The sequence below is a fragment of the Nitrospirota bacterium genome (genome assembly GCA_016178585.1).
Lineage (GTDB): Bacteria > Nitrospirota > Nitrospiria > JACQBW01 > JACQBW01 > JACOTA01.
The window spans coordinates 20,299-39,783 of record JACOTA010000006.1 but is presented as its reverse complement, the minus strand read 5'-3'; the positions used below and the strand labels follow the sequence as shown (position 1 = coordinate 39,783).

Here is a 19,485-nt window from a genome sequence, read left to right as displayed (position 1 = left end):
CCCTGCGTCAGATGCTGGGGCATGGGATCGACGAGGAGGACAAAGAGTATCCCTTGCAGACCTTGAAGGATAATGTTGCCCTCCTCACACCAGCGGTTCTCGATCGGATCAATGAGGTGGTGGTGCAGAGCGGTCACACGGTTTTTTTTGGTTTATTTTATTATTTAATTATTCGTTTAGTGCATAGGTATATATACCTATGCACTAAACCTATTTAATTTAAATTTAAACCCATTTTAGCATCGTTTTCCTATATTATATATTATACGCTTTAGAGTATATAGTATATTTATACGTTATGAAGTATATTGACAAAATATACGATATGACGTACCTTATAAAAAGGATGGTATCCATGGATCAAATTGCCCGCACAACAAAACAAGTCGCCGCCGCAGTGCGGCGCGTCCGCCGTCAGCAAGGGCTGACGCAAGGAGAACTTGGCAAAAAGATCAAGTTGCGCCAGGCTACTATATCCAGGCTGGAAAAGGGCGAGGAAGCAATTCTACTGCAGACATTGCTCGATGTCCTAGGAGCCCTGAACCTTGAGCTGGTTATCCGCTCAAGAACCAAAGCATCACCCGGTGATATTGAACGGTTATTCTAATGGCACGGCAAAAAACCCATATTCCACTCAAGGCCTTTCTAAATGGCCGCCTTGTGGGCGACCTGAAAAAAAGCAGTACAGGCGGAATCGATTTTCAGTACGATAAAAGCTGGCTTGCATGGGAACATGCGATGCCCATTTCCCTTTCCTTGCCGCTTCGTGAGGACAGGTATGTCGGAAAACCTGTCATTGCAGTTTTTGACAACCTACTGCCCGAAAATACCGTCATCCGCCGCCGCCTCGCGGAGCGAGTGAAAGCTGGCGACGATGATGCATATAGCCTCCTAGCTGCTGTCGGCCGAGATTGCATTGGGGCACTTCAGTTCGTACCGGAGGGTGTGGAACCAAAACCCTCCGGAAAAGTAGAAGGACAGCCCATATCTGACAAAGAGATCGCCCTTATTCTGAAGAACCTCGGCAGGGCCCCACTGGGGGTCACCGAAGATGATGAATTCCGCATTTCCATTGCGGGGGTTCAGGAGAAAACTGCACTGCTGCGCTGGAAGGATAAGTGGTATATCCCGCACAGGATGACTGCAACCACGCATATTTTTAAACCCCAGATCGGCAAGCTTGAAAACGGCATAGACCTTTCGCAAAGCGTCGAAAATGAACATTTTTGCATGACCTTCATGGCCGCTCTAGGAATGCCCGTGGCGAAAACAACAATTCAAGATTTTGGCGAAAAGCGCGTCCTAATTGTCGAGCGCTTTGACCGCCAATGGGCTACGGATGGGCGTCTCTTACGTCGGCCACAGGAGGACTGTTGTCAAGCCTTGTCCGTCCCACCTACCATGAAGTACGAACCGGACGGCGGTCCTGGGATCCGGCAAATCCTAGAATTGCTGAAAGGTAGCGACGATCCTGCCAACGATCAGAAAATGTTTCTAAAAGCCCAGCTTTCCTTCTGGCTTCTGGGCGCTACAGACGGGCATGCAAAGAACTTCAGTGTATTCCTGAATCCAGGAGGTCGGTTTCACCTGACACCGCTTTACGACATCATGTCAACGCAACCGAATGTGGATGCAGGGCAGATTAACAGAAATAAAATGAAATTGGCGATGGCAGTTGGCGACAACCGTCATTATGTGATTGACAAAATCCTTCCACGGCATTTCATACAGACGGCCGTGCTTTCCAACCTTCCAGCGGAGAAGGTTACAGGGGTGATAGAAGAACTGGAACACGAAGTTCTTCTAGCTCTTGATAAAACCAAAGACCAAATGCCGGCTGATTTCCCTGAGGCCATTTCCTCATCCATCAACACCGGCATTAAAAGTCGCCTGCAACTGTTTCAAATCCCATAGGTATCTTCTCCGAATTTCTCTGCGAAGGGAAATTCGGGACCTAAAATTTTCTAAAGGCAATAGTGCTCTGTCTAAGGTTTGAAAAACACCCTTACAAGTAAATTGTGAAACCATTTCCATTGTTTAAAGGGCTAGGTTCAAATAAGACCATTTTAAGATTCTTATATGCGGGCTCTTATTTTATGCTAAACAATGACCAAATATTTTATGAAGTAAAATGGGCATAACTAGTCAAGCAGGTTCAGATAAAAATTCATGCTAATTCTTTCTCCCTGAACAAGCCCTTCGACTAGCGTTTTCTTCATGTTTTGGTATACTTATTGTGAGAGACGTGAAAACCGGTAAGCTTTCCCAAGGGGCGGATTATCGATTGGAGCCAGATTTTCTCTACCCCCTGATAAGGAGCATATTTCAATGAATCCGAAAGTGGAATTGCATGAAGACCCATTGAGTTTTTTAAACAAAAAAATTCCTCTCTCTGAAAAACTTCAATTTATTCATCATCTATTAAAAAATCGTGTGGAAAGAGTTGATCGAATTGCGGTTATACTCCACGATTCTAAAAGCGATCTTCTTAAAACCTTTATTTACAGCAGTGATGAAGACCATCCCCTGGTTCGATACCAGGCCAAACTCTCCAACGTCAAATCGTTAAAAGACATTATGGAAAGCGGTCAAGCTCGCGTGGTAAACGACCTTTCAGTATTTGAAGGGGGGAAAGCCGAGCATACGAAGAAGATTGTCTCTCAGGGTTTTGGCTCAAGTTATACTCTGCCTATCTTCCTCAATGGTCAATTCCTTGGTTTTGTCTTTTTCAATTCGTACCAGAAACAATCTTTTCAACAAGAGAATCTTCAGGAACTTAACTTTTTCGGTCATTTCATCTCTTCGATCGTTTCAACCGAACTGGCAACCATTCGGATGATGCTATCCACAGTCCAGGCGGCCAAACAAATCAGCGCCTATCATCATTTGGAAACAGGCCAGCATATCGACCGGGTGTCCCATTATGCCCGACTGATTGCCCAGGAACTGGCGCCAAAATATGGATTTAGTGATGAATATATCGAAAATATTTTTCTCTTCTCTCCTCTGCACGATATTGGCAAGGTGGGTGTTCCGGATACTCTGCTTAAAAAAAATGAAAAACTGTCCGACGAAGATTTTGACGGACTCAAAAAACATGTCGTTATCGGCCGCGAGATTATCGATTCTATCATCAAAGATTTTGGACTTAATACGCTTCAATACATGACGATGTTACGCAACATGGCCGAGTATCATCATGAGACTCTGGACGGATCGGGATACGTGCTTGGATTACAGGGAGAAGAAATCCCTATCGAAGCGCGCATGATCTCTGTGGCTGATATTTTCGACGCCCTCACCAGTTCCCGCAGCTACAAAGCGGCCTGGTCAAACGATGAGGCGTTTGCCATGCTGCGGCAATTAGCAGGGTTTAAGCTCGATAAGGATTGCGTCAAAGCGCTTATTCAAAATCCCAAGAAGGTGAGAGAAATCCAGGAAGGATTCAAAGAGAGCCTCCATCCCCCGACCATAGGAAAGCGAAAATTTCCAAGAATCAAAATAGAAGTGAAGGGAGATTTTCGTATACTTCTGCTGGAAAAAGACAAAGAACTATACCCCATCAGGACCAAAACCATAGGAAGGGGTGGTTTGATGTTTGATTCGTCCTTTCCTCTTTCCGAGGGCACCCCTTTGCAAGTGAGATTGTATCCCTATTCTGATAAAATCACCTTTATTGCCATAGTTGCTTGGATGGAGCCCAGTGCGGAAAATGCCGCTTCAGGCTATAAGATCGGGATTCAATTTAAACCCGTTCGCCAGGCTTCCCTGCTTCTCATTGATTTTCTTCTGCAAGCTCCCTTAGAATAAAAAACAAATTACCGGTAAGAGCCTAAAACAAGTAACTGAACTATAGAATTAAAGTTCTCTCTTTCGAGAACCTCATCGCCTCTCCCCGCCGGCTCCTTGACCTGTAGAAAAGATCATTCCGTCTATTAACTCTTTTGATTCTTTAGAAAGGCAAGGATGGACACATTGGCGGGAGGGAATTTATGATCATTTAAGCCGGGCTTTTTGACCCCATTATGGTCGGCAGAGAAGGAAAAAATGACGATGAAAGTTACCGTTCATAAATCTATTCTGGAACTGGTGGAAGGGGATATTACCCTGCAGGACACGGAAGCGATAGTGAATGCCGCCAATACCACGCTTCTCGGAGGCGGGGGTGTGGATGGAGCGATTCACAGAGCAGGGGGCCCACAAATTTTAGAAGAATGTAAAAAGATCAGGGGTTGCCCCACCGGTGAAGCCCGGATCACCTCCGGGGGCCGGCTTAAAGCAAAATACGTTATCCATACCGTTGGACCGGTCTACAAAGACGGCAGGCACCGGGAACCGGAGCTTCTGGCCGGCGCTTACCGGTCCAGTCTTCAACTGGCCACCCGGCACCGCATCAGGTCAATTGCTTTTCCCTCCCTGAGCACAGGGGCCTATCGTTATCCGATCCCTGAAGCGGCCCGGATTGCCCTCCAAACCGTCATGGATTATCTGAATCAGTACGAGGATATCCGGCGGGTCCGGTTTGTCCTGTTTGGACCCGAAGCGTTTGCCGCCTATAAAACGGCGTTGTCCGAACCTATCTGATGGGTTCATGGAAACAGGGCGGTTTTTCTTCATCTCTTCCTGAATCCGTGATGTTTTTGAGGTCTATTTTTTCTCTAAAATCAAGGGCGACTCATCCAGCCATGGAGTAAGCTCCTCTGCCGAAACAGGTCTGCTGATAAAGTAACCCTGCGCCTCATCACAATCGAATGCCACAAGCTGATCCAGCGTCTCTTGATCTTCAACTCCCACGGCAATAACCTTCAAACCCTGGCCATGAGCGAAGTCGATAGCCGATTTAACCACCATTGCATGGTCCGAACTCGTGATGGAGTCCATGACATAGGACCGATCAATTTTTATTGAATGAATGGGAAGTTTTGTCAGGTAATTCATCGAAGAAGAACGGAAGCCAAAATTGTCAAGAGATAGCGTGACTCCCTTTCTGGCGATTTGAACAATGGCATTCGCTATCTTGTTCTGATCAGACATGATGATGCTTTCAGTAATCTCTACATCCAGCCAGGCAGGATCGACACCACAGACTTCTAATAATTTGCAGATTTGGTCCGGAAGGTCAGAGTCCAGCAAACTCTGTCTGACCAGGTTCATAGCGACGCTGATCTTTCGCCCCGATTCATGCCAGAGCCGGCATTGGTTCACAGCCTCTTTCAGAACAAACAAAGTAAGGGGTTTCATCAAATCCGCTTTCTCTGCAAATGGAATGAACTGCTCCGGCAGAACGATTCCAAGTTTTGGATGACGCCACCGTACCAGGGCTTCAACCCCGGTGACCCGTTTAGTGCGGAGGTCTAACTTGGGCTGGTAAACAAGAAACAGCTGGCCGTTTTCTATACCCTGGTGCAGACTTTTCATCAGGGAAAGCGGCTCCGAAATAGATTGAACATGAACAGGTGAATGGTTGACTTCGTTGCCGCCCGGTTTTGCCGCATCAACAGTTTTCTCGGACTTCTTCGACGTATATAGGGCTATTTCAGCCCTTAGAATGAGATTGTCTGGATTTTTTCCTTCATCAGGATAAAGCGCAATGCCGACTCCTGCCTCAACCTGAACCGGTATGCCTTCAATATCAAATGGTTCTTGCAAAGTTTTTAAAATCCGGGAAGCGAACCTGGCTGCTTCTTCGGACGAAGCTTTTGGCAATATCAATCCAAATTCGTCACCTGCAAGACGCGCAACCGCTCCAGTTTGTCCCACCGTGTCAAAACGCTTTCCCACCTCCCGCAGGAGACGATTCCCTCGATAAAATCCCAGGGTGTCATTGATCTCATTGAAACGGTCGAGATCAATGAGAAGGACAGCTAAAGATTCATTGTTGCGCTCCGCCTTTTGAATGGCCTTATGAAGAAGATCATAGAAAAAGAGCTGATTGGGCAGGCCGGTTGTCGAGTCGTAGTATTCCAGCCGCTGAATCGTTTCTTCTAACCGCTTTCGTTCAAGTTCTAATGACGTGCGGAACGTAAACATTTGCATGAGAGATTCCACCATTTCAGGATTGGCTATCGGCTTGCTGTCCATGACAACCAGTAATCCCATTGGATGGCCGGATGAGTCGAACAAAGGAGCGCCAATATAACTCTCGACCCCCATTTCCCGTAATCTTTGAGCATCTGGAAATCGCGTCATCACCTCTTTAGGATAGATGCGCAGTTTCTTTCCACCGACAACCGTTTCACAAGGGGTACGGGTTGGATATTCAAAATTACTGATGATTTTATCGCCGGCAAAAACCGCAGCCGGTCCCTTCCGTGGAGTTTGAAAAACTCGTCCGGTCAAATGATTCAAACCCGATCCTCATGAAGAATAGAATAAGCCCTTCCGGCCTGCTGCACAAATCTTTTAAATCCTGGCGCTTCTGAATCTTCAAACGTTTGAACACGCATGGCAGGCGCAACACCCGGTCGCCAGCCTTAAACCTTACAACTTAAACTCAAAAGCATTAAGAAGGAAACAGGGATCGGTGGAGGGAGGTGAGAATAAACTGACGAATAATACGCAATTCTTCCGGAACAATCTGATGGCCGATGGGGAATTCATGGTAGGCCACGGAATATCCTTCTTTTTCCAAAACCAACGCCGCTTCTCGGCTCCCCTGAACCGGGAGAACATCATCCTCGACGCCGTGGCAGACTAGAACCGGCAGACCTTTATTTTCTGAAGATTTTTCTTCGGAAAGCCTTTCGGGGGCATGGAGATAGCCGCTTAAAGCCATTAATCCGCAAAGCTTGTTGGGATAACGAAGGCCGGCGTCCAGACTCATCACCGCACCTTGCGAAAATCCGGCGATCATAATTTCTCGCGCGGGGATCCCCGAAGATTCGATTTGCTGAACCAGTTCAATTAACTTTTTTCGGCTAACCGGAATTCCTCTCCCGTTTTCACGGGGAAGCTGATACCAGGCTCTCCCCTCGTAGGAATATTCAACCGGAAACGGACCGTTCGGAAAAATAAACTTTGTTTGAGGAAGATTGAGTTGTTCGGCCAGGGGCATGAGGTCTTTTCCGTTTGCCCCCAGTCCATGAAGGCCTATGACGCATCCCAGAGGCTTTCCTTTTTGGGGATTGATTTCAAAAAACTCCAGACTCATTCGATCACCCCGCCGCCGACCACAACCTCTCCCTGATAAAAAACCGCCGACTGACCCGGGGCGCCTCCTTTTTGAGGTTCATCAAAAATGATTTTTATCCTTTTCTCATCGACGGGTTCTAGCCAGGCCTTTGCCTCGGTCGATTTATACCGAATTTTTACGCCGGCCTGGACCGACTCGGAAAGGCGATCCAAAGCAATCCAGTTTAAATCACCCACCATTAGGTTTTTATGGTAGAGGTCGGCCTCGTCACCGATAACAATTTGGTTGGTGGTGGAATTTATTCGAATCACAAACTGGCGCTTTCCTGTCGCTACGCCAAGCCCCCTTCTCTGGCCGACGGTGTAAAAAGGAATCCCTTGATGCTCTCCCATCACTTCCCCGGCAGATGAAACAAATTCCCCTTTAGGCGCTTCCACCGCGGTTTCGTCTTTTAAAAAAGTCCGATAATCCCCCTGATTGACAAAACAGACCTCTTGACTTTCAAGTACATCTTCATATGGAAAATCAAGGGCTTCCGCGATTTTGTATATTTCCTTTTTCTCCATGTCCGCCAAAGGAAAAAGAATTTTTTTCAGTTGCTCCTGTTTGAGACGATAGAGAAAATAGGTCTGATCTTTGACCTGATCTTTTGGTCTAAGTAATTGATATCGTTTTGTTATTTTATTATAGACGATTTTTGCGTAATGGCCGGTCGCAAGAGCCTCGGCCCCGACCTCCCCGGCCTTCTCGATTAAAGTTCCAAATTTAATGCTTTCATTGCAACGGACGCAGGGGTTTGGGGTTCTCCCTTTTTTATACTCATCGGTAAAGTTATCAATGACCAGAGAACGAAAATCGTCCTGAACGTCAAAAACCTGGATATCGAGTTTGAGTTGTTGACAGACATGTTTGGCCAGGCCAATTTTACAACAGGAACGGTCAAGCCAATGTTTTGCCTCATCCCCTTCGTCTTTATATAAACGAAGGTGTAGACCGATCACCTCATGTCCTTGCTGTTGTAAAAGAGCGGCGGTCACGGCGCTATCCACGCCGCCGCTCATCCCTACTGCGATTTTCATCTTTTCTTTAAGTCAGATCATTTAAAATATCTGACGGAAGGTTTATTCCCCTTCTTTTTCGGTAGGGTGGTTTTCGGGAGCGGCGTGCGAGGGCGATTTTCCCATGTCAACCGTTCCATTAAAACGAACCCCTTCTTCGATCACCAAAATCGGGGTTTTGATAGTGCCCGTGACAATCGCCGGAGCGATTAGTTGAATTTTTTCAAATGCGACAATGTTCCCATTAATCGAACCGCCGCAAACGAGGCTCCCTACTTCGATTTCCGCCTTAATTTCTGCACTCTCTCCGACGACCAGAGAGCCCTTTGTAATAATTTCACCATCGACATTTCCATCGATTCGAACGGTACCATCATAGGTAATAACCCCTTTAAACGAGGTCCCTTTCCCGAGAAAAGCTATAATTTCGCCTGTTACAGTCTCTTTCCGTTCTTTTTCTTTGGTCATCATATCTCATAACTCCTTAATTTATTTATGTTTTTATAATATTGGGCGGTTCTTCAACCGTACAAAAAAGATGTGCCTGGTGTGCCCTAAACGGAGACTTCGGCGGCGGAGAGATGGGCATTTTAGGGACATCAAGCACCCAAAGCTAACGTGTGATATCAATTTTTTTTATTATTGATTCCACCCCAGCATGATTTCCATCAAACGCTCTAAATCTTCAGGATTATAATATTCTATCATAATTTTTCCACCTTTACGGCCGCTCTCAATAGAAACCTTCGTTCCAAGCGATCTTTTCAACCGGTCTTCAAGATCAACCCATAGCGCCTCCTTTTTCTTGCTCTTCGTATGGCGGGGTTGAACGATTTTTTTTGCCAAAAGGTCGGTCTGGCGGACAGAAATCCCTTTTTCAATGATCTGGTTAGCCAGGGAAATTTGGCGGTCGCGGTCTGAAAGGGTGAGAAGAATTTTCGCATGTCCCACTGAAATTTTATTTTCGAAAATAAAATCACGAATTTCTTTCGGAAGATCAAGGAGCCTTAAACTGTTTGCAATACTCGAACGCTCTTTTCCGACCTGTTTTGAAATCTCTTCCTGGGTTAACTCAAACTCTTTAATCAACCGTTCATAGGCCCGGGCCTCTTCAAGAGGGTTTAAGTCAGCTCTCTGGATATTTTCAATTAACGCAAACTCCAGCATCTCCCGGTCTGAAATATTTTTAATATACGCCGGGATTTTCGTTAAACCAGCCATTTTAGAGGCTCTAAACCGTCTTTCTCCCGCTACGAGCTCGTATTGATTGGACCCTTTGGATCTGATCATGATCGGTTGAATGACTCCATTGATTTGAATCGAAGCCGCAAGCTCTTCCAGCTCCTTCGAATCAAAATCAATTCTTGGCTGATATCTATTCGGTATGACGCGGGAAATTTCCACCTCGATAAATTCTTTTGATTTAGTTTCCTCCCCGGTCAGAATCGTTTCCCCAAGCAGGGCGCCTAATCCTTTTCCTAGTTTTTGCCGCTCCATTTAATGTTTAACCTCCAAGCGAAGAAGAAGAGATGATTAATCGTTTCCATTAATAATAGATCCAAAACAACCGGATTTAAACAAAGCTTAATTCGTGGAATTCGTAATTAATTCTTTAGCCGCTTCCAAATATGTCTGAGCTCCCTTTGAAAGGATATTGTAAAGTAAAACGGGTTTTCCATGGCTTGGCGCCTCAGCTAAAGCAATATTTCTGGGAATTGTAATGGTAAACACTTTTTCATTAAAATGTTTTCGGACCTCTTCAACCACCTGGTTGCAGAGATTATTCCGACTGTCAAACATCGTCAGCAAAAGCCCTTCAATCTCAAGGGCGGGGTTCAGCGACCGATGAACCAATTGGATCGTTTTTAGAAGCTGGGTCAACCCTTCCATAGCATAATATTCACATTGCACAGGAATCAAAACGGTTTGCGCGGCGACTAGCGCATTTACGGTCAAAAGACCGAGAGAAGGAGGGCAATCGATAAAGATATAATCGTACTTTGAACTGACCGCATCCAGGGCCTTTTTTAGAATAAACTCCCTCTCCGGATACTGAATCAGTTCAATTTCCGCCCCGACGAGGTCTCCGGTCGATGGAACAATTTGAAGGTTTTTAATTTCGGTTTCTAAAATTACCTCGCTGATCATATTTTGCTGAGCAAAAATATTATAAAGGGTTAAAAGCCCGGTTTTTTTGTCGATGCCGCAACCGCTCGTTGCATTTCCCTGAGGGTCGGCGTCAATCAATAAAATCTTTTTCTCCAAAACAGCTAAAGAGGCCGACAAATTAATGGCTGTGGTCGTCTTTCCGACCCCCCCTTTTTGGTTTGCGACTGCAATAATTCTAGCCATAAATTTCCAATAAACAAAAGATAGAAAAGTAAAATTTAAGTAAATAAAGGGAGGATCATACCACAAAATTAAAAATAATCAACTTATTCCTCAAAAAATTTCGTTGGTTTGTTCCACGTGGAACATTCCGGGCAGACGTTCTGTCTATTTCTAAAAATGTTCCACGTGGAACATTTCCTGTTTAGTTAATATAATCAATGTATTATAAATTATATTGTAGGGGCAGGCCCCTGTGCCTGCCCTATAAAAGAATAACCAAGGGACGTCTTCTATATTTTATATGCCGAACATCACACATCGGGCAGGCACGGGGACCTGCCCCTACTACCATTTTTAGGACTTATGAATGATCAACAGATTTCGCCTAATCGTCGTTAAAGGGAGGAGAAAGGAGATCGTTTCAACGTCCCGACCCTTCTTATTATTAAAAAGCCGCTCTCCTGGACCCGTTGAAATAATGATCCTTCCGTTTGGATTTAAATAATCAAAAATTTGATCGATGAAATGGTCAATTTGCCCCACAGCCCGCATCATCATGACATCAAAATATTCCTGATTCTGTTTAAGCCATTTCTCGGCTTTTTCTTCAATGATTCGAACATCCAATTTAAGCCTCGAATTAAGGGTATGAAGGAAAGACGTTCTTTTAAAAGAAGGCTCCATCAGACAAATTTTCAGATCAGGAAAAACAATTTTAAGAGGAACGCCGGGAAAACCGGCTCCGCTCCCGATATCCAGAAATTTCAATTCAGCAAAAAATGGAGGAAAAGCTTTGATATACGCCAGGGAATCTACAAAATGTTTTTGAGCAACCTCTTCTTCATCAACAATCGTCGTTAAATTAATAGCCTTATTCCAAAAAAGGAGCAATTCATTATAGTCTTGAAATAGCTGAAGCTGCTTAAAAGTCAGATTAAAACCTAACTCCTTAGCCCCTTTTTTCAGGATATTCTCTAACAATAAGTATTTCATAAAAACGGCTTTATTTCAGTTTTGGACCGCAAAAATGATTAACCCTACCATAATATAAAAATCTAGCTTGCCCACCCCCAGTTTTTTAAAATAGTCGTTTTTTCAGGCCAGGGGAGGGAGTTTCCGTCACGGGTCAAAACGTCTCCCGTTATTGTCTCCTCTGTCGTCATTGCAATGGCCTGAAGCGCTCATGAAACGCGCTTCAGGCAGGTGGTTTGTCTCTTAAAGGGTTGTTTTGGCGTACGACCCATTCCTCCAACCCCCTCCCCTGGCCTTGGTCCCGGTTCTTTTGGATAAAACTGGGGAGGGGCAAGAAAAATACAGAGATTCGGACAAGGTTCGATGGCATTGGAGAGAGACATTCCAATGCCCATCTGACACCAAAAACTGAAGCAAAACTAAAAATGTTCCACGTGGAACATTAATTTTAAAATATAATAAAATCAAATATTTACATAGTTATTTGGGCGAGGAGAGGTGAAATTTAACTTTCTCTAAAACTTTTTTAGGAGGAGTGGTGGACTTAATTAAAAAATCTTTTGCTCCCAACGACATTGCTTTTTGAATTTCTTCCGGGTTTCCTTTGGCCGACAGGACGATCACGGGAATGTCAGCCGTTTTCGGATCGCCTCTTAAAAAAGAAAGAACTTTAAACCCATCCATAACCGGCATCATTAAATCAAGCAAAATTAAATCAGGTTTTTCTTTAGTAATGGCCGCGATTCCTTCGTTTCCATCTTTTGCGGCTGAAACCTGAAACCCCCCGGTCATCAAAACGGTTAAAAACATCGTTCGCACAAAATCACTGTCGTCAATAAGAAGAACTTTTTGGGCCATTTATTTTTCCTCTCTTTTGTACAAAACCGCGCCAAAAACGAAAAAGAAACTTTTCTCAAGAGATCGGGACAAAGAATAGCGAAGTTAAACAACAAGATCAATCCTAAAAGTAAAAGACCGGACCGGGTTTAAGGCTGGATTACTGTTTTTTCAGGTTCTCCACAAATTTAAAAACGCCTTGTTCAAGGGGGGTTTTAGGATCATACCCTAATTTCTTTCGCGCTTTCGAAATATCGGCATAGGTGATTAACATATCCCCCGGCGCAACGGGAAGGTAATTTATCCTGGCTGGTTTTCCAATATATTTTGACAGTAATTCGATAACTTTATTCATCGGATGGGTTTCCGACTCTCCCAGATTAAAAATCTCAAACTCGAAAGGATTTTTTATCGCCTGGACGATCCCGTCGATAATGTCGTCGATGTAGGTAAAATCCCGCCTGATGGTTCCATCGCCGAACAAAGGGAGGGACTTTCCTTCAAAGATCGCTCGCGCAAAAAGATGGATGGCCATTTCCGGGCGTTGTCTCGGGCCATACACCGTAAAAAACCGTAAACAAGTCATTGGAATTTGATAAAGATGGTGGTAGTTATAGCAAAAGAGCTCCCCGGCTTTTTTAGTTGCCGCATAGGGCGAGCCGGGTGAATCGACCGGATCGGCTTCAGAAAAAGGGGTTTTAATATTCCCGCCGTAAACGGAGGAGGAAGAGGCGAACACAAATTGCTTAATGGAATGAATCCGCGAAAGCTCCAGGAGGTTGAGCGTCCCTTTAATATTCACCTCTTCGTAAAGCAAGGGGTTTTGAATGGAGGGGCGAACGCCGGCGCGAGCCGCCAGATGGACGATTTTGTCAAACGACTGCCGGGCAAAAATTCTTTCTAAAAAAGGAGTGTCCCGAATATCCCCGACAAAAAGGGAAAAAAGAGGGTGGTCTTTAAACAGGTCGACGTTCTTTTGTTTTAAGGCCGGGTCATAAAAGGAGTCAAAGTTGTCGAGTCCGTAAACCCTGTATCCGAGTGATAAAAGACGGCCGGTCAAATGAGAACCAATAAAACCCGCCGCCCCCGTCACCAATATTTTTTCCAACCTTTGCGTCCCCTTTTTTTAACCGTTTAGATTCACCTGGATTCCGCGCCTCTCAGAAACCCTTGTCCACCCACGGTTTTTAGAGACAACCGGAGCCAGGACCACGGCAGGGGGATGGAGGAATGGGTAGGTGCCTCCGAGCTTGCTTTGGGAGCGGTTCCGCAGCGGACATATAAATTTTGAATCCAACCCCTCAAAAGATAAACCACCTGCCTGAAGCGCGCTTCGTGAGCGCTTCAGGCCGAAGCAAATACGTCACAGGAGAAAATCATGGTCGACGCTTTGACTCATGACGGAATGCCCCTGCCGTGGTCTTGATAAACGGCATCTGAAACTTATACCGGGAGCAGGCAAAGCTCAGAAACCCCCTACTATTGACGGCCAACGGAAACGTAGGTGAATCCCAGAGCTCGAACCTTTTGGGGATCATACACGTTGCGAAGATCCATTAAAAGGGGTGTTTTTAACAACTCTTTCATTCGTAAAAGGTCGAGGTTTCTAAACTCATTCCATTCCGTCAACAAAACCAGCCCATCGGCTCCTCTTGCCGTTTGATACGGGTCCGCGCCATAGGAAATTTTTTTATAGACCGCTTTAGCCCCTTCCATCGCCACCGGATCATAAGCCTGAATCGCCACTCCCCTGGCCTGTAATTGCTGAATAATCGCAATGGCTGGAGACTCTCTTAAATCATCTGTGTTCGGTTTAAACGAAAGGCCAAGCACCCCGAGCGTTTTATTTTTAAACCCTCCCAGCGCTTTTTGGATCTTTTGAACCATCCGGGTTCGTTGTTTTTCGTTGACCTCGATTGCCGTTTTGACCAGTTGAAATGAATAGCCGGCCGCCTCCGCAATTTTTACCAGAGCCTGGGTGTCTTTCGGAAAACAGGACCCTCCAAAACCGGGTCCGGCATGTAAAAACTTGTTCCCGATTCGATGATCAAGCCCCATTCCTTTGGAAACCACCTGAACATCCGCGCCCACCAGCTCGCATAAATTCGCCACTTCGTTAATGAAAGAAACCTTGGTGGCTAAAAAAGAGTTCGAAACATACTTGATCAACTCCGCCGTCCTTAAATCGGTGAGGACAAAGGGGGTTTCAATCAAATAAAGCACCCGGTAGAGGTCTTTCATGGTCTCAAGGGCTTTTGGGCTGTCGGAACCGATGATGACGCGGTTAGGCCGCATAAAATCTTCAATGGCCGACCCTTCTCTCAAAAACTCAGGGTTTGAAACCACATCGAATTTTCGCTTTCCCGCGTATTGGGCAATGATTTTTTTAACCGCCTCGCTGGTTCCCACCGGGACTGTGCTTTTGGTCACAATCACCTTATACCCTTTCAAGTTTTGGCCAATCGTTTTCGCCGCCTCTTTGATGGCCGTCAGATCAGCTTCCCGGTTGTGGCCCTGCGGGGTTCCGCAGGCGATAAAAATGACTTCGCTTTTTTCAATCGATTTATTTAAATCCGAAGAAAAGGCAAGGCGCTTTTGAAGGACATTTTTTGCGACGAGTTCTCTCAACCCCGGCTCATAAAAAGGGATTTCTCCTTTTTCAAGCGTTTTGATTTTGACCTTATCCTTATCGATACAGGTCGTCTGGATGCCAAATTCGGCAAAACAGGCGCCGGTTACCAGCCCGACATATCCCGCGCCAATCATGCAAATTTTCATTGATTCCCCCTTTTACTTAAAATGACTTAAAAAAATAAACCCCGAAGCTTTACGGCGCGTCAGGTAAAGGTTTAACAGAAAACTTTTTGCAGGTCAAATTGATTATTTCCTTTTTGGTAACCCTTCAGTGAAGGGTGGGCATTGACGAAAGTGCAAGGAAATTGATCGATTTCCAAGACCAGCGATAGACTTCGCACCCACTTATTAATCATGTCATTGCGAGCACCGAAGGGTGCGTGGCAATCTTATCGTAAAGTCTTGAGATTGCTTCACTTTGTTCGCAATGACAGCTTTCTAACTCTGTTCTTGGGGGCCATGTGGTTTTGTATGTAAGAAACCTGAAGCAATCGCTCAAATTTTATAAAGAGCTTCCGGGTTTCCAGCATATTGAAAAAGGTCAATTGAATTTTCCGGCGGCGGCTTTGACTTCCGGTCGAACTCATCATGAACTGCTTCTGATAGAGGTGGGAGAAGACGCTCAACCATCCTGAGGCGGTTCTCTCCGCCATCAAGCCTCTTATTTTATAAGATTTTAGTCTTCCCGGTTTTGCGTCCAGAGGCAGAAAAACGTGATCAGAGTCCTTTTAGCGCACGGGAAATTTTATTGAGAGTTCGGTTTCCTTTTCCGGAGAAATCACCACTTCTTTTTCCTGAAGCGGAAGGCTTTCATGCCAGATCCCGATTTTATATTTGCCGGGGGGAATGTCAGAAATTCTGTAATTTCCATCTTGATCAGTAACCGCACCGTATGGGTTATCCGAAACAAATATCCACCCTTGCATGAACTTGTGAGCATCACATTTGGCATTGATGATTCCTTTTTTTACAATCGTTTTTCTGATATTGTTCCCGCTGGCGGGCATAGCGACATTGACAAGGGTTACCGATTCGGTATAGAGATGGGTATTATGGAGCACCGGATCTGAATTCCTGATTTCATATGAACTCCCCACCATTCCCATCTGAACGTGCGGCACAAAATGGCAATGACGATTTTCCAATACCAGAGAGGATAAAAGTGGTTTTTTGCCCCGCTCGATTTTCTCAATGCTGATCACAACATTTTTCAGGCCATGATTTTCGGGATTGACAAGGGTGGTCTCTTCTAGAACCGCCGATCCGCAAAATTCCGGGTTATTCAACACCTGATGGGATCGATTGGGAGGGGGTTCCCCCATAAATTTGATGGACCCGAAAAGTTCTCCTCCCCGTTTAACAGGAATCACGTCATAGGCTAAAAGAGGCGTTTTTGGAGCAAAATAAAAGAATAGGACCAGAAACATTCCCACTCTAAAGGAGCTTTTTACTAATACTTTTATTATATTCAGCATTATTTCCTCCCGTTAGGTTCAAATAAATACAAATACGTCGGAGCTTCTTAAGCTTAATTTCATCATAAAGAAAAAGTACCAAGAACAGAGTTAGAAAGCTGTCATTGCGAACAAAGTGAAGCAATCTCAAGACTTTACGATAAGATTGCCACGCACCCTTCGGTGCTCGCAATGACATGATTAATAAGTGGGTGCGAAGTCTATCGCTGGTCTTGGGAGGAAATGGGGTGATTATAATTTTCTTACTAAACCGATAAACTTTAAGGAGATTAGCTATGGCAGAAGGATTAAGTTTACCTAAAATTGGAGATGTCGCTCCGGATTTTAAGGCAGTGACCACCCATTCCGGTGAGATGACTTTTAGCGAGTGGCAGGGAAAAGAGTGGGTCGTCCTTTTTTCTCATCCGGCCGACTTTACCCCGGTTTGCAGCACCGAGCTTATGGAGTTTGGACGGCGAAGCGAAGATTTTAAGAAAATTTCAACAAAATTAATCGGTATCAGCGTCGATAGCATTCATTCCCATTTGGCCTGGCTTCAAAACATGAAAGAGAAAATGGGTGTTGAAATCCCTTTTCCAATGATTGCCGATATCGACATGAAGGTTTCACAGGCTTATGGAATGATCCATCCGGGAGCCAGCGCCACGGCAACCATTCGCGCGGTTTTTATCATCGATCCCAAACGGGTTGTCCGCGCCCTTGTTTACTATCCGATGAATGTGGGACGGAACGTCGAAGAGATCATTCGATTGGTCACTTCGCTGCAAACGGCTGACAAGTTTACCGTTGCGACACCGGTGAACTGGACGCCGGGAAACAAGGTGGTTGTGCCGCCGCCCAAAAAAGTGGATGAGGTTAAAGAACGGGAAAGCCATAAAGGAAAAGATTATCTCTATCAGGATTTTTATCTCTGCCTGAAAGACCTCCCAAAAGTTTAAAAAATACCCTCTGCAGGGGCGAGTTTTGGCTCGCCCTTTTTTGATGTTTCCGCCTTGGCTACAAACAGGCTTAATTTTTCACACCGCTTCGCCGGTGACGCTCCAACGCGACCAGGAGGAGCGAAATCGCAACCGGGGTCACGCCTGAAATCCGGGATGCCTGGCCCACCGAAAGGGGCCGGATATGGGTTAGTTTTTGAAGGACTTCGTGGGAAAGGCTTTTCACCGAGGAATAATCAAAGTCATAGGGAATCTTTTTATTTTCACTTAAATGAAATTGGCTGATTTGCTCGTTTTGCCGTTGAATATACCCTTCATATTTAACCTGAATTTCAACCTGGGCGCCCATCTCTTCGTCGTCGTTCGGTTCATCAAACCATTCACACAGCGTTCCGTAATCAACTTCCGGCCTTTTTAAAAGCTGACTCAGGGTTAAATCGGGCAAGCCTGTCTGACCCATTCCACGGAGTCGTTCCGAATAATCTTCAAACGACCCGAGCCGGGTTGACTCCAGCCATTCGATCTTCCGGAAAATAGACTCTTTCTTTCTTAAAAATCTTTTATACCGATTTTCCCCGACCAAACCAAGGCCATACCCTATTTCGGAAAGTCTTAAATCGGCGTTGTCATGGCGAAGAAGAAGGCGGTACTCCGCACGCGAGGTGAACATCCGGTAAGGCTCGTTTGTTCCCTTCGTCACCAGGTCATCGATCAAGACGCCGATATAAGCCTCTGACCGCTTTAAAATAAAAGGCGCTTCTCCTCTCATTTTTAAAACCGCGTTAATCCCCGCCATTAACCCCTGTGCCGCCGCCTCTTCATAGCCCGACGTTCCGTTGATCTGGCCGGCATGATATAAGCCTTCCACCCGTTTGGTCTCCAGGGTTGGTTTTAATTCAGTGGGAGGAACAAAGTCATACTCGATGGCATATCCGGGTCGGAGAAATTCGGCTTTTTCCAGGCCGGAAATCGTCCGGATAAAGGCAAGCTGGACATCGACCGGAAGACTCGTGGAAACACCGTTGGGATACCATGAGTTTGTTTCCAGACCTTCAGGCTCTAAAAAGATCTGATGGCGCTCTTTATCGGCAAACCGGAAGACCTTGTCTTCAATCGAAGGACAATAGCGCGGCCCGATCCCCTCTATCGTCCCGTTAAATAAAGGAGAGCGGTCGAGATTATCTTTAATGATCCGATGGGTCTCTGCCTGGGTATAGGTCAAATAACAGGGGACCTGCGGGAGGGAAATCTGACGGGTTTCAAACGAAAAAGGAAGCGGGGGGGCATCGCCGTACTGTGGAGCGGTTTTGGAAAAATCAATGGTCCTGCCGTCGATTCGGGGGGGCGTTCCCGTTTTTAAACGGCCGAGGGGGAATCCGAGCTGTAAAAATGATTTGGAAAGATTTTCCGACGCGTTTTCCCCGGCTCTTCCCGATGGAAAGCGGGTTAAACCAATATGGATCAACCCCCGCAAGAAAGTCCCGGTCGTGACAATCACATTTTGCGACAGGAACGTTTTTCCACCGGCGGTTTCGATCCCGATCACCCGTCCGTCTTCGACAAGAATGCGGTCGATCATCTCCCCCAGCAATTCCAGACTTTCCTGGTTTAACAGGGATCGGGTCATTTCCTCGCGGTAAAGGTCTTTATCTGACTGAGCCCGCAGGGCACGAACCGAGGGGCCCTTTCGGGTATTGAGCATTTTAAACTGTATGCCGGTTTTATCGGCGTTTTTACCCATCTCTCCGCCCAGAGCGTCAATTTCACGAACCAGGTGCCCTTTTGCAATTCCTCCGATGGCCGGGTTACAGGACATCTGGCCGATCTTATCGAGGCTGATGGTACAGAGCAAGGTTTTAGCCCCCATCCGGGCCGAAGCCAGCGCGGCCTCGCACCCCGCATGGCCGGCGCCAATCACAATGACATCATATTTTTCTTTAAATGTTTGAATTAACATGGGTCTATCTATGGGGGCTCACGTCGCCCCCTCCACCGGCAGAGCCGGATGGAGCCTCCCCCTCTCGCTCGCTTTGCTCGCTAGGTTCCGCACCGGCCAAGCCGGCTGCTTCACTTATTCCTTTATTCATGAATCGGGTGCCTGGTGTGAC

General features: G+C 45.8%; 18 protein-coding genes. 6 read left to right on the top strand and 12 right to left on the bottom strand.

The genetic code is table 11. The features are described from left to right. The first annotated feature begins 355 nt into the window (after positions 1 to 355). The 4 genes from HYR79_00780 (at position 356) to HYR79_00765 (ending at position 4,584) form a co-directional block, all read left to right on the top strand. Positions 356 to 607, top strand: coding sequence for a helix-turn-helix domain-containing protein (locus HYR79_00780; protein MBI1820222.1), 252 nt, complete (start codon positions 356 to 358; stop codon positions 605 to 607). Further along, entirely contained in the window at positions 607 to 1,914 is a 1,308-nt protein-coding gene (locus HYR79_00775) for a type II toxin-antitoxin system HipA family toxin (protein ID MBI1820221.1), read from the top strand. Before HYR79_00780 ends, HYR79_00775 begins: the two co-directional genes overlap by 1 nt. 414 nt (positions 1,915 to 2,328) lie before the next feature. Then, positions 2,329 to 3,810: an HD domain-containing protein gene (locus tag HYR79_00770; GenBank protein MBI1820220.1), complete on the top strand. Its 1,482-nt coding sequence runs from the start codon at positions 2,329 to 2,331 to the stop codon at positions 3,808 to 3,810. 243 nt (positions 3,811 to 4,053) lie between these two features. Next, entirely contained in the window at positions 4,054 to 4,584 is a 531-nt protein-coding gene (locus HYR79_00765; protein MBI1820219.1) for an O-acetyl-ADP-ribose deacetylase, read from the top strand. A 63-nt stretch (positions 4,585 to 4,647) separates the two neighbouring features. On the opposite strand, the gene HYR79_00760 is transcribed toward HYR79_00765, so the two are convergent. The 10 genes from HYR79_00760 to HYR79_00715 form a co-directional block, all read right to left on the bottom strand. Continuing rightward, entirely contained in the window at positions 4,648 to 6,348 is a 1,701-nt protein-coding gene (locus HYR79_00760; protein ID MBI1820218.1) for a sensor domain-containing phosphodiesterase, read from the bottom strand. 154 nt (positions 6,349 to 6,502) lie between these two features. Then, positions 6,503 to 7,150, bottom strand: a complete 648-nt coding sequence (locus HYR79_00755; GenBank protein MBI1820217.1) for an alpha/beta hydrolase — start codon at positions 7,148 to 7,150, stop codon at positions 6,503 to 6,505. Then, entirely contained in the window at positions 7,147 to 8,211 is a 1,065-nt protein-coding gene (mnmA, locus tag HYR79_00750) for a tRNA 2-thiouridine(34) synthase MnmA (GenBank protein ID MBI1820216.1), read from the bottom strand. The genes HYR79_00755 and mnmA overlap by 4 nt, the downstream gene beginning before the upstream one ends. 42 nt (positions 8,212 to 8,253) lie before the next feature. Next, positions 8,254 to 8,658: a polymer-forming cytoskeletal protein gene (locus HYR79_00745; protein ID MBI1820215.1), complete on the bottom strand. Its 405-nt coding sequence runs from the start codon at positions 8,656 to 8,658 to the stop codon at positions 8,254 to 8,256. Positions 8,659 to 8,829: 171 nt separating this feature from the next. Beyond that, positions 8,830 to 9,687: a ParB/RepB/Spo0J family partition protein gene (locus tag HYR79_00740; protein MBI1820214.1), complete on the bottom strand. Its 858-nt coding sequence runs from the start codon at positions 9,685 to 9,687 to the stop codon at positions 8,830 to 8,832. Positions 9,688 to 9,774: 87 nt separating this feature from the next. Next, positions 9,775 to 10,542, bottom strand: coding sequence for a ParA family protein (locus HYR79_00735; GenBank protein ID MBI1820213.1), 768 nt, complete (start codon positions 10,540 to 10,542; stop codon positions 9,775 to 9,777). A gap of 333 nt (positions 10,543 to 10,875) precedes the next feature. Beyond that, positions 10,876 to 11,514 carry a 16S rRNA (guanine(527)-N(7))-methyltransferase RsmG gene (rsmG, locus tag HYR79_00730; protein MBI1820212.1) on the bottom strand — a complete coding sequence of 213 codons (639 nt, stop codon included), beginning with the start codon at positions 11,512 to 11,514 and terminating at the stop codon, positions 10,876 to 10,878. Positions 11,515 to 11,973: 459 nt separating this feature from the next. Beyond that, positions 11,974 to 12,351, bottom strand: coding sequence for a response regulator (locus HYR79_00725; GenBank protein ID MBI1820211.1), 378 nt, complete (start codon positions 12,349 to 12,351; stop codon positions 11,974 to 11,976). A gap of 139 nt (positions 12,352 to 12,490) precedes the next feature. Next, positions 12,491 to 13,438: a GDP-mannose 4,6-dehydratase gene (locus tag HYR79_00720; GenBank protein ID MBI1820210.1), complete on the bottom strand. Its 948-nt coding sequence runs from the start codon at positions 13,436 to 13,438 to the stop codon at positions 12,491 to 12,493. A 371-nt stretch (positions 13,439 to 13,809) separates the two neighbouring features. After that, positions 13,810 to 15,108 carry a UDP-glucose/GDP-mannose dehydrogenase family protein gene (locus tag HYR79_00715; protein MBI1820209.1) on the bottom strand — a complete coding sequence of 433 codons (1,299 nt, stop codon included), beginning with the start codon at positions 15,106 to 15,108 and terminating at the stop codon, positions 13,810 to 13,812. A gap of 317 nt (positions 15,109 to 15,425) precedes the next feature. Here HYR79_00715 and HYR79_00710 point away from each other — a divergent pair, with 317 nt between their 5' ends. Continuing rightward, positions 15,426 to 15,599 carry a VOC family protein gene (locus tag HYR79_00710; protein ID MBI1820208.1) on the top strand — a complete coding sequence of 58 codons (174 nt, stop codon included), beginning with the start codon at positions 15,426 to 15,428 and terminating at the stop codon, positions 15,597 to 15,599. Between the two features lie 93 nt (positions 15,600 to 15,692). Here HYR79_00710 and HYR79_00705 read toward each other — a convergent pair whose 3' ends face one another. After that, on the bottom strand, positions 15,693 to 16,439 hold the full coding sequence (locus HYR79_00705) for a hypothetical protein (GenBank protein MBI1820207.1): 747 nt from the start codon (positions 16,437 to 16,439) through the stop codon (positions 15,693 to 15,695). Between the two features lie 275 nt (positions 16,440 to 16,714). On the opposite strand from HYR79_00705, the gene HYR79_00700 reads away from it, so the two are divergent. Further along, the gene (locus tag HYR79_00700) at positions 16,715 to 17,377 is read left to right on the top strand and encodes a peroxiredoxin (GenBank protein ID MBI1820206.1); all 663 of its coding nucleotides are present in this window, start codon (positions 16,715 to 16,717) and stop codon (positions 17,375 to 17,377) included. 70 nt (positions 17,378 to 17,447) lie between these two features. On the opposite strand, the gene mnmG is transcribed toward HYR79_00700, so the two are convergent. Next, complete coding sequence (mnmG, locus tag HYR79_00695; GenBank protein MBI1820205.1) at positions 17,448 to 19,334, bottom strand: tRNA uridine-5-carboxymethylaminomethyl(34) synthesis enzyme MnmG; 1,887 nt, start codon at positions 19,332 to 19,334, stop codon at positions 17,448 to 17,450. Positions 19,335 to 19,485 lie beyond the last annotated feature (151 nt).

Bases quoted from the DNA above. Each gene is read 5' to 3' on its own strand.
- HYR79_00780 (MBI1820222.1), top strand. From the start codon at position 356: ATGGATCAAATTGCCCGCACAACAAAACAAGTCGCCGCCGCAGTGCGG.
- HYR79_00775 (MBI1820221.1), top strand. From the start codon at position 607: ATGGCACGGCAAAAAACCCATATTCCACTCAAGGCCTTTCTAAATGGC.
- HYR79_00770 (MBI1820220.1), top strand. From the start codon at position 2,329: ATGAATCCGAAAGTGGAATTGCATGAAGACCCATTGAGTTTTTTAAAC.
- HYR79_00765 (MBI1820219.1), top strand. From the start codon at position 4,054: ATGAAAGTTACCGTTCATAAATCTATTCTGGAACTGGTGGAAGGGGAT.
- HYR79_00755 (MBI1820217.1), bottom strand. From the start codon at position 7,150: ATGAGTCTGGAGTTTTTTGAAATCAATCCCCAAAAAGGAAAGCCTCTG.
- mnmA (MBI1820216.1), bottom strand. From the start codon at position 8,211: ATGAAAATCGCAGTAGGGATGAGCGGCGGCGTGGATAGCGCCGTGACC.
- HYR79_00745 (MBI1820215.1), bottom strand. From the start codon at position 8,658: ATGACCAAAGAAAAAGAACGGAAAGAGACTGTAACAGGCGAAATTATA.
- HYR79_00740 (MBI1820214.1), bottom strand. From the start codon at position 9,687: ATGGAGCGGCAAAAACTAGGAAAAGGATTAGGCGCCCTGCTTGGGGAA.
- HYR79_00735 (MBI1820213.1), bottom strand. From the start codon at position 10,542: ATGGCTAGAATTATTGCAGTCGCAAACCAAAAAGGGGGGGTCGGAAAG.
- rsmG (MBI1820212.1), bottom strand. From the start codon at position 11,514: ATGAAATACTTATTGTTAGAGAATATCCTGAAAAAAGGGGCTAAGGAG.
- HYR79_00725 (MBI1820211.1), bottom strand. From the start codon at position 12,351: ATGGCCCAAAAAGTTCTTCTTATTGACGACAGTGATTTTGTGCGAACG.
- HYR79_00715 (MBI1820209.1), bottom strand. From the start codon at position 15,108: ATGAAAATTTGCATGATTGGCGCGGGATATGTCGGGCTGGTAACCGGC.
- HYR79_00705 (MBI1820207.1), bottom strand. From the start codon at position 16,439: ATGCTGAATATAATAAAAGTATTAGTAAAAAGCTCCTTTAGAGTGGGA.
- HYR79_00700 (MBI1820206.1), top strand. From the start codon at position 16,715: ATGGCAGAAGGATTAAGTTTACCTAAAATTGGAGATGTCGCTCCGGAT.
- mnmG (MBI1820205.1), bottom strand. From the start codon at position 19,334: ATGTTAATTCAAACATTTAAAGAAAAATATGATGTCATTGTGATTGGC.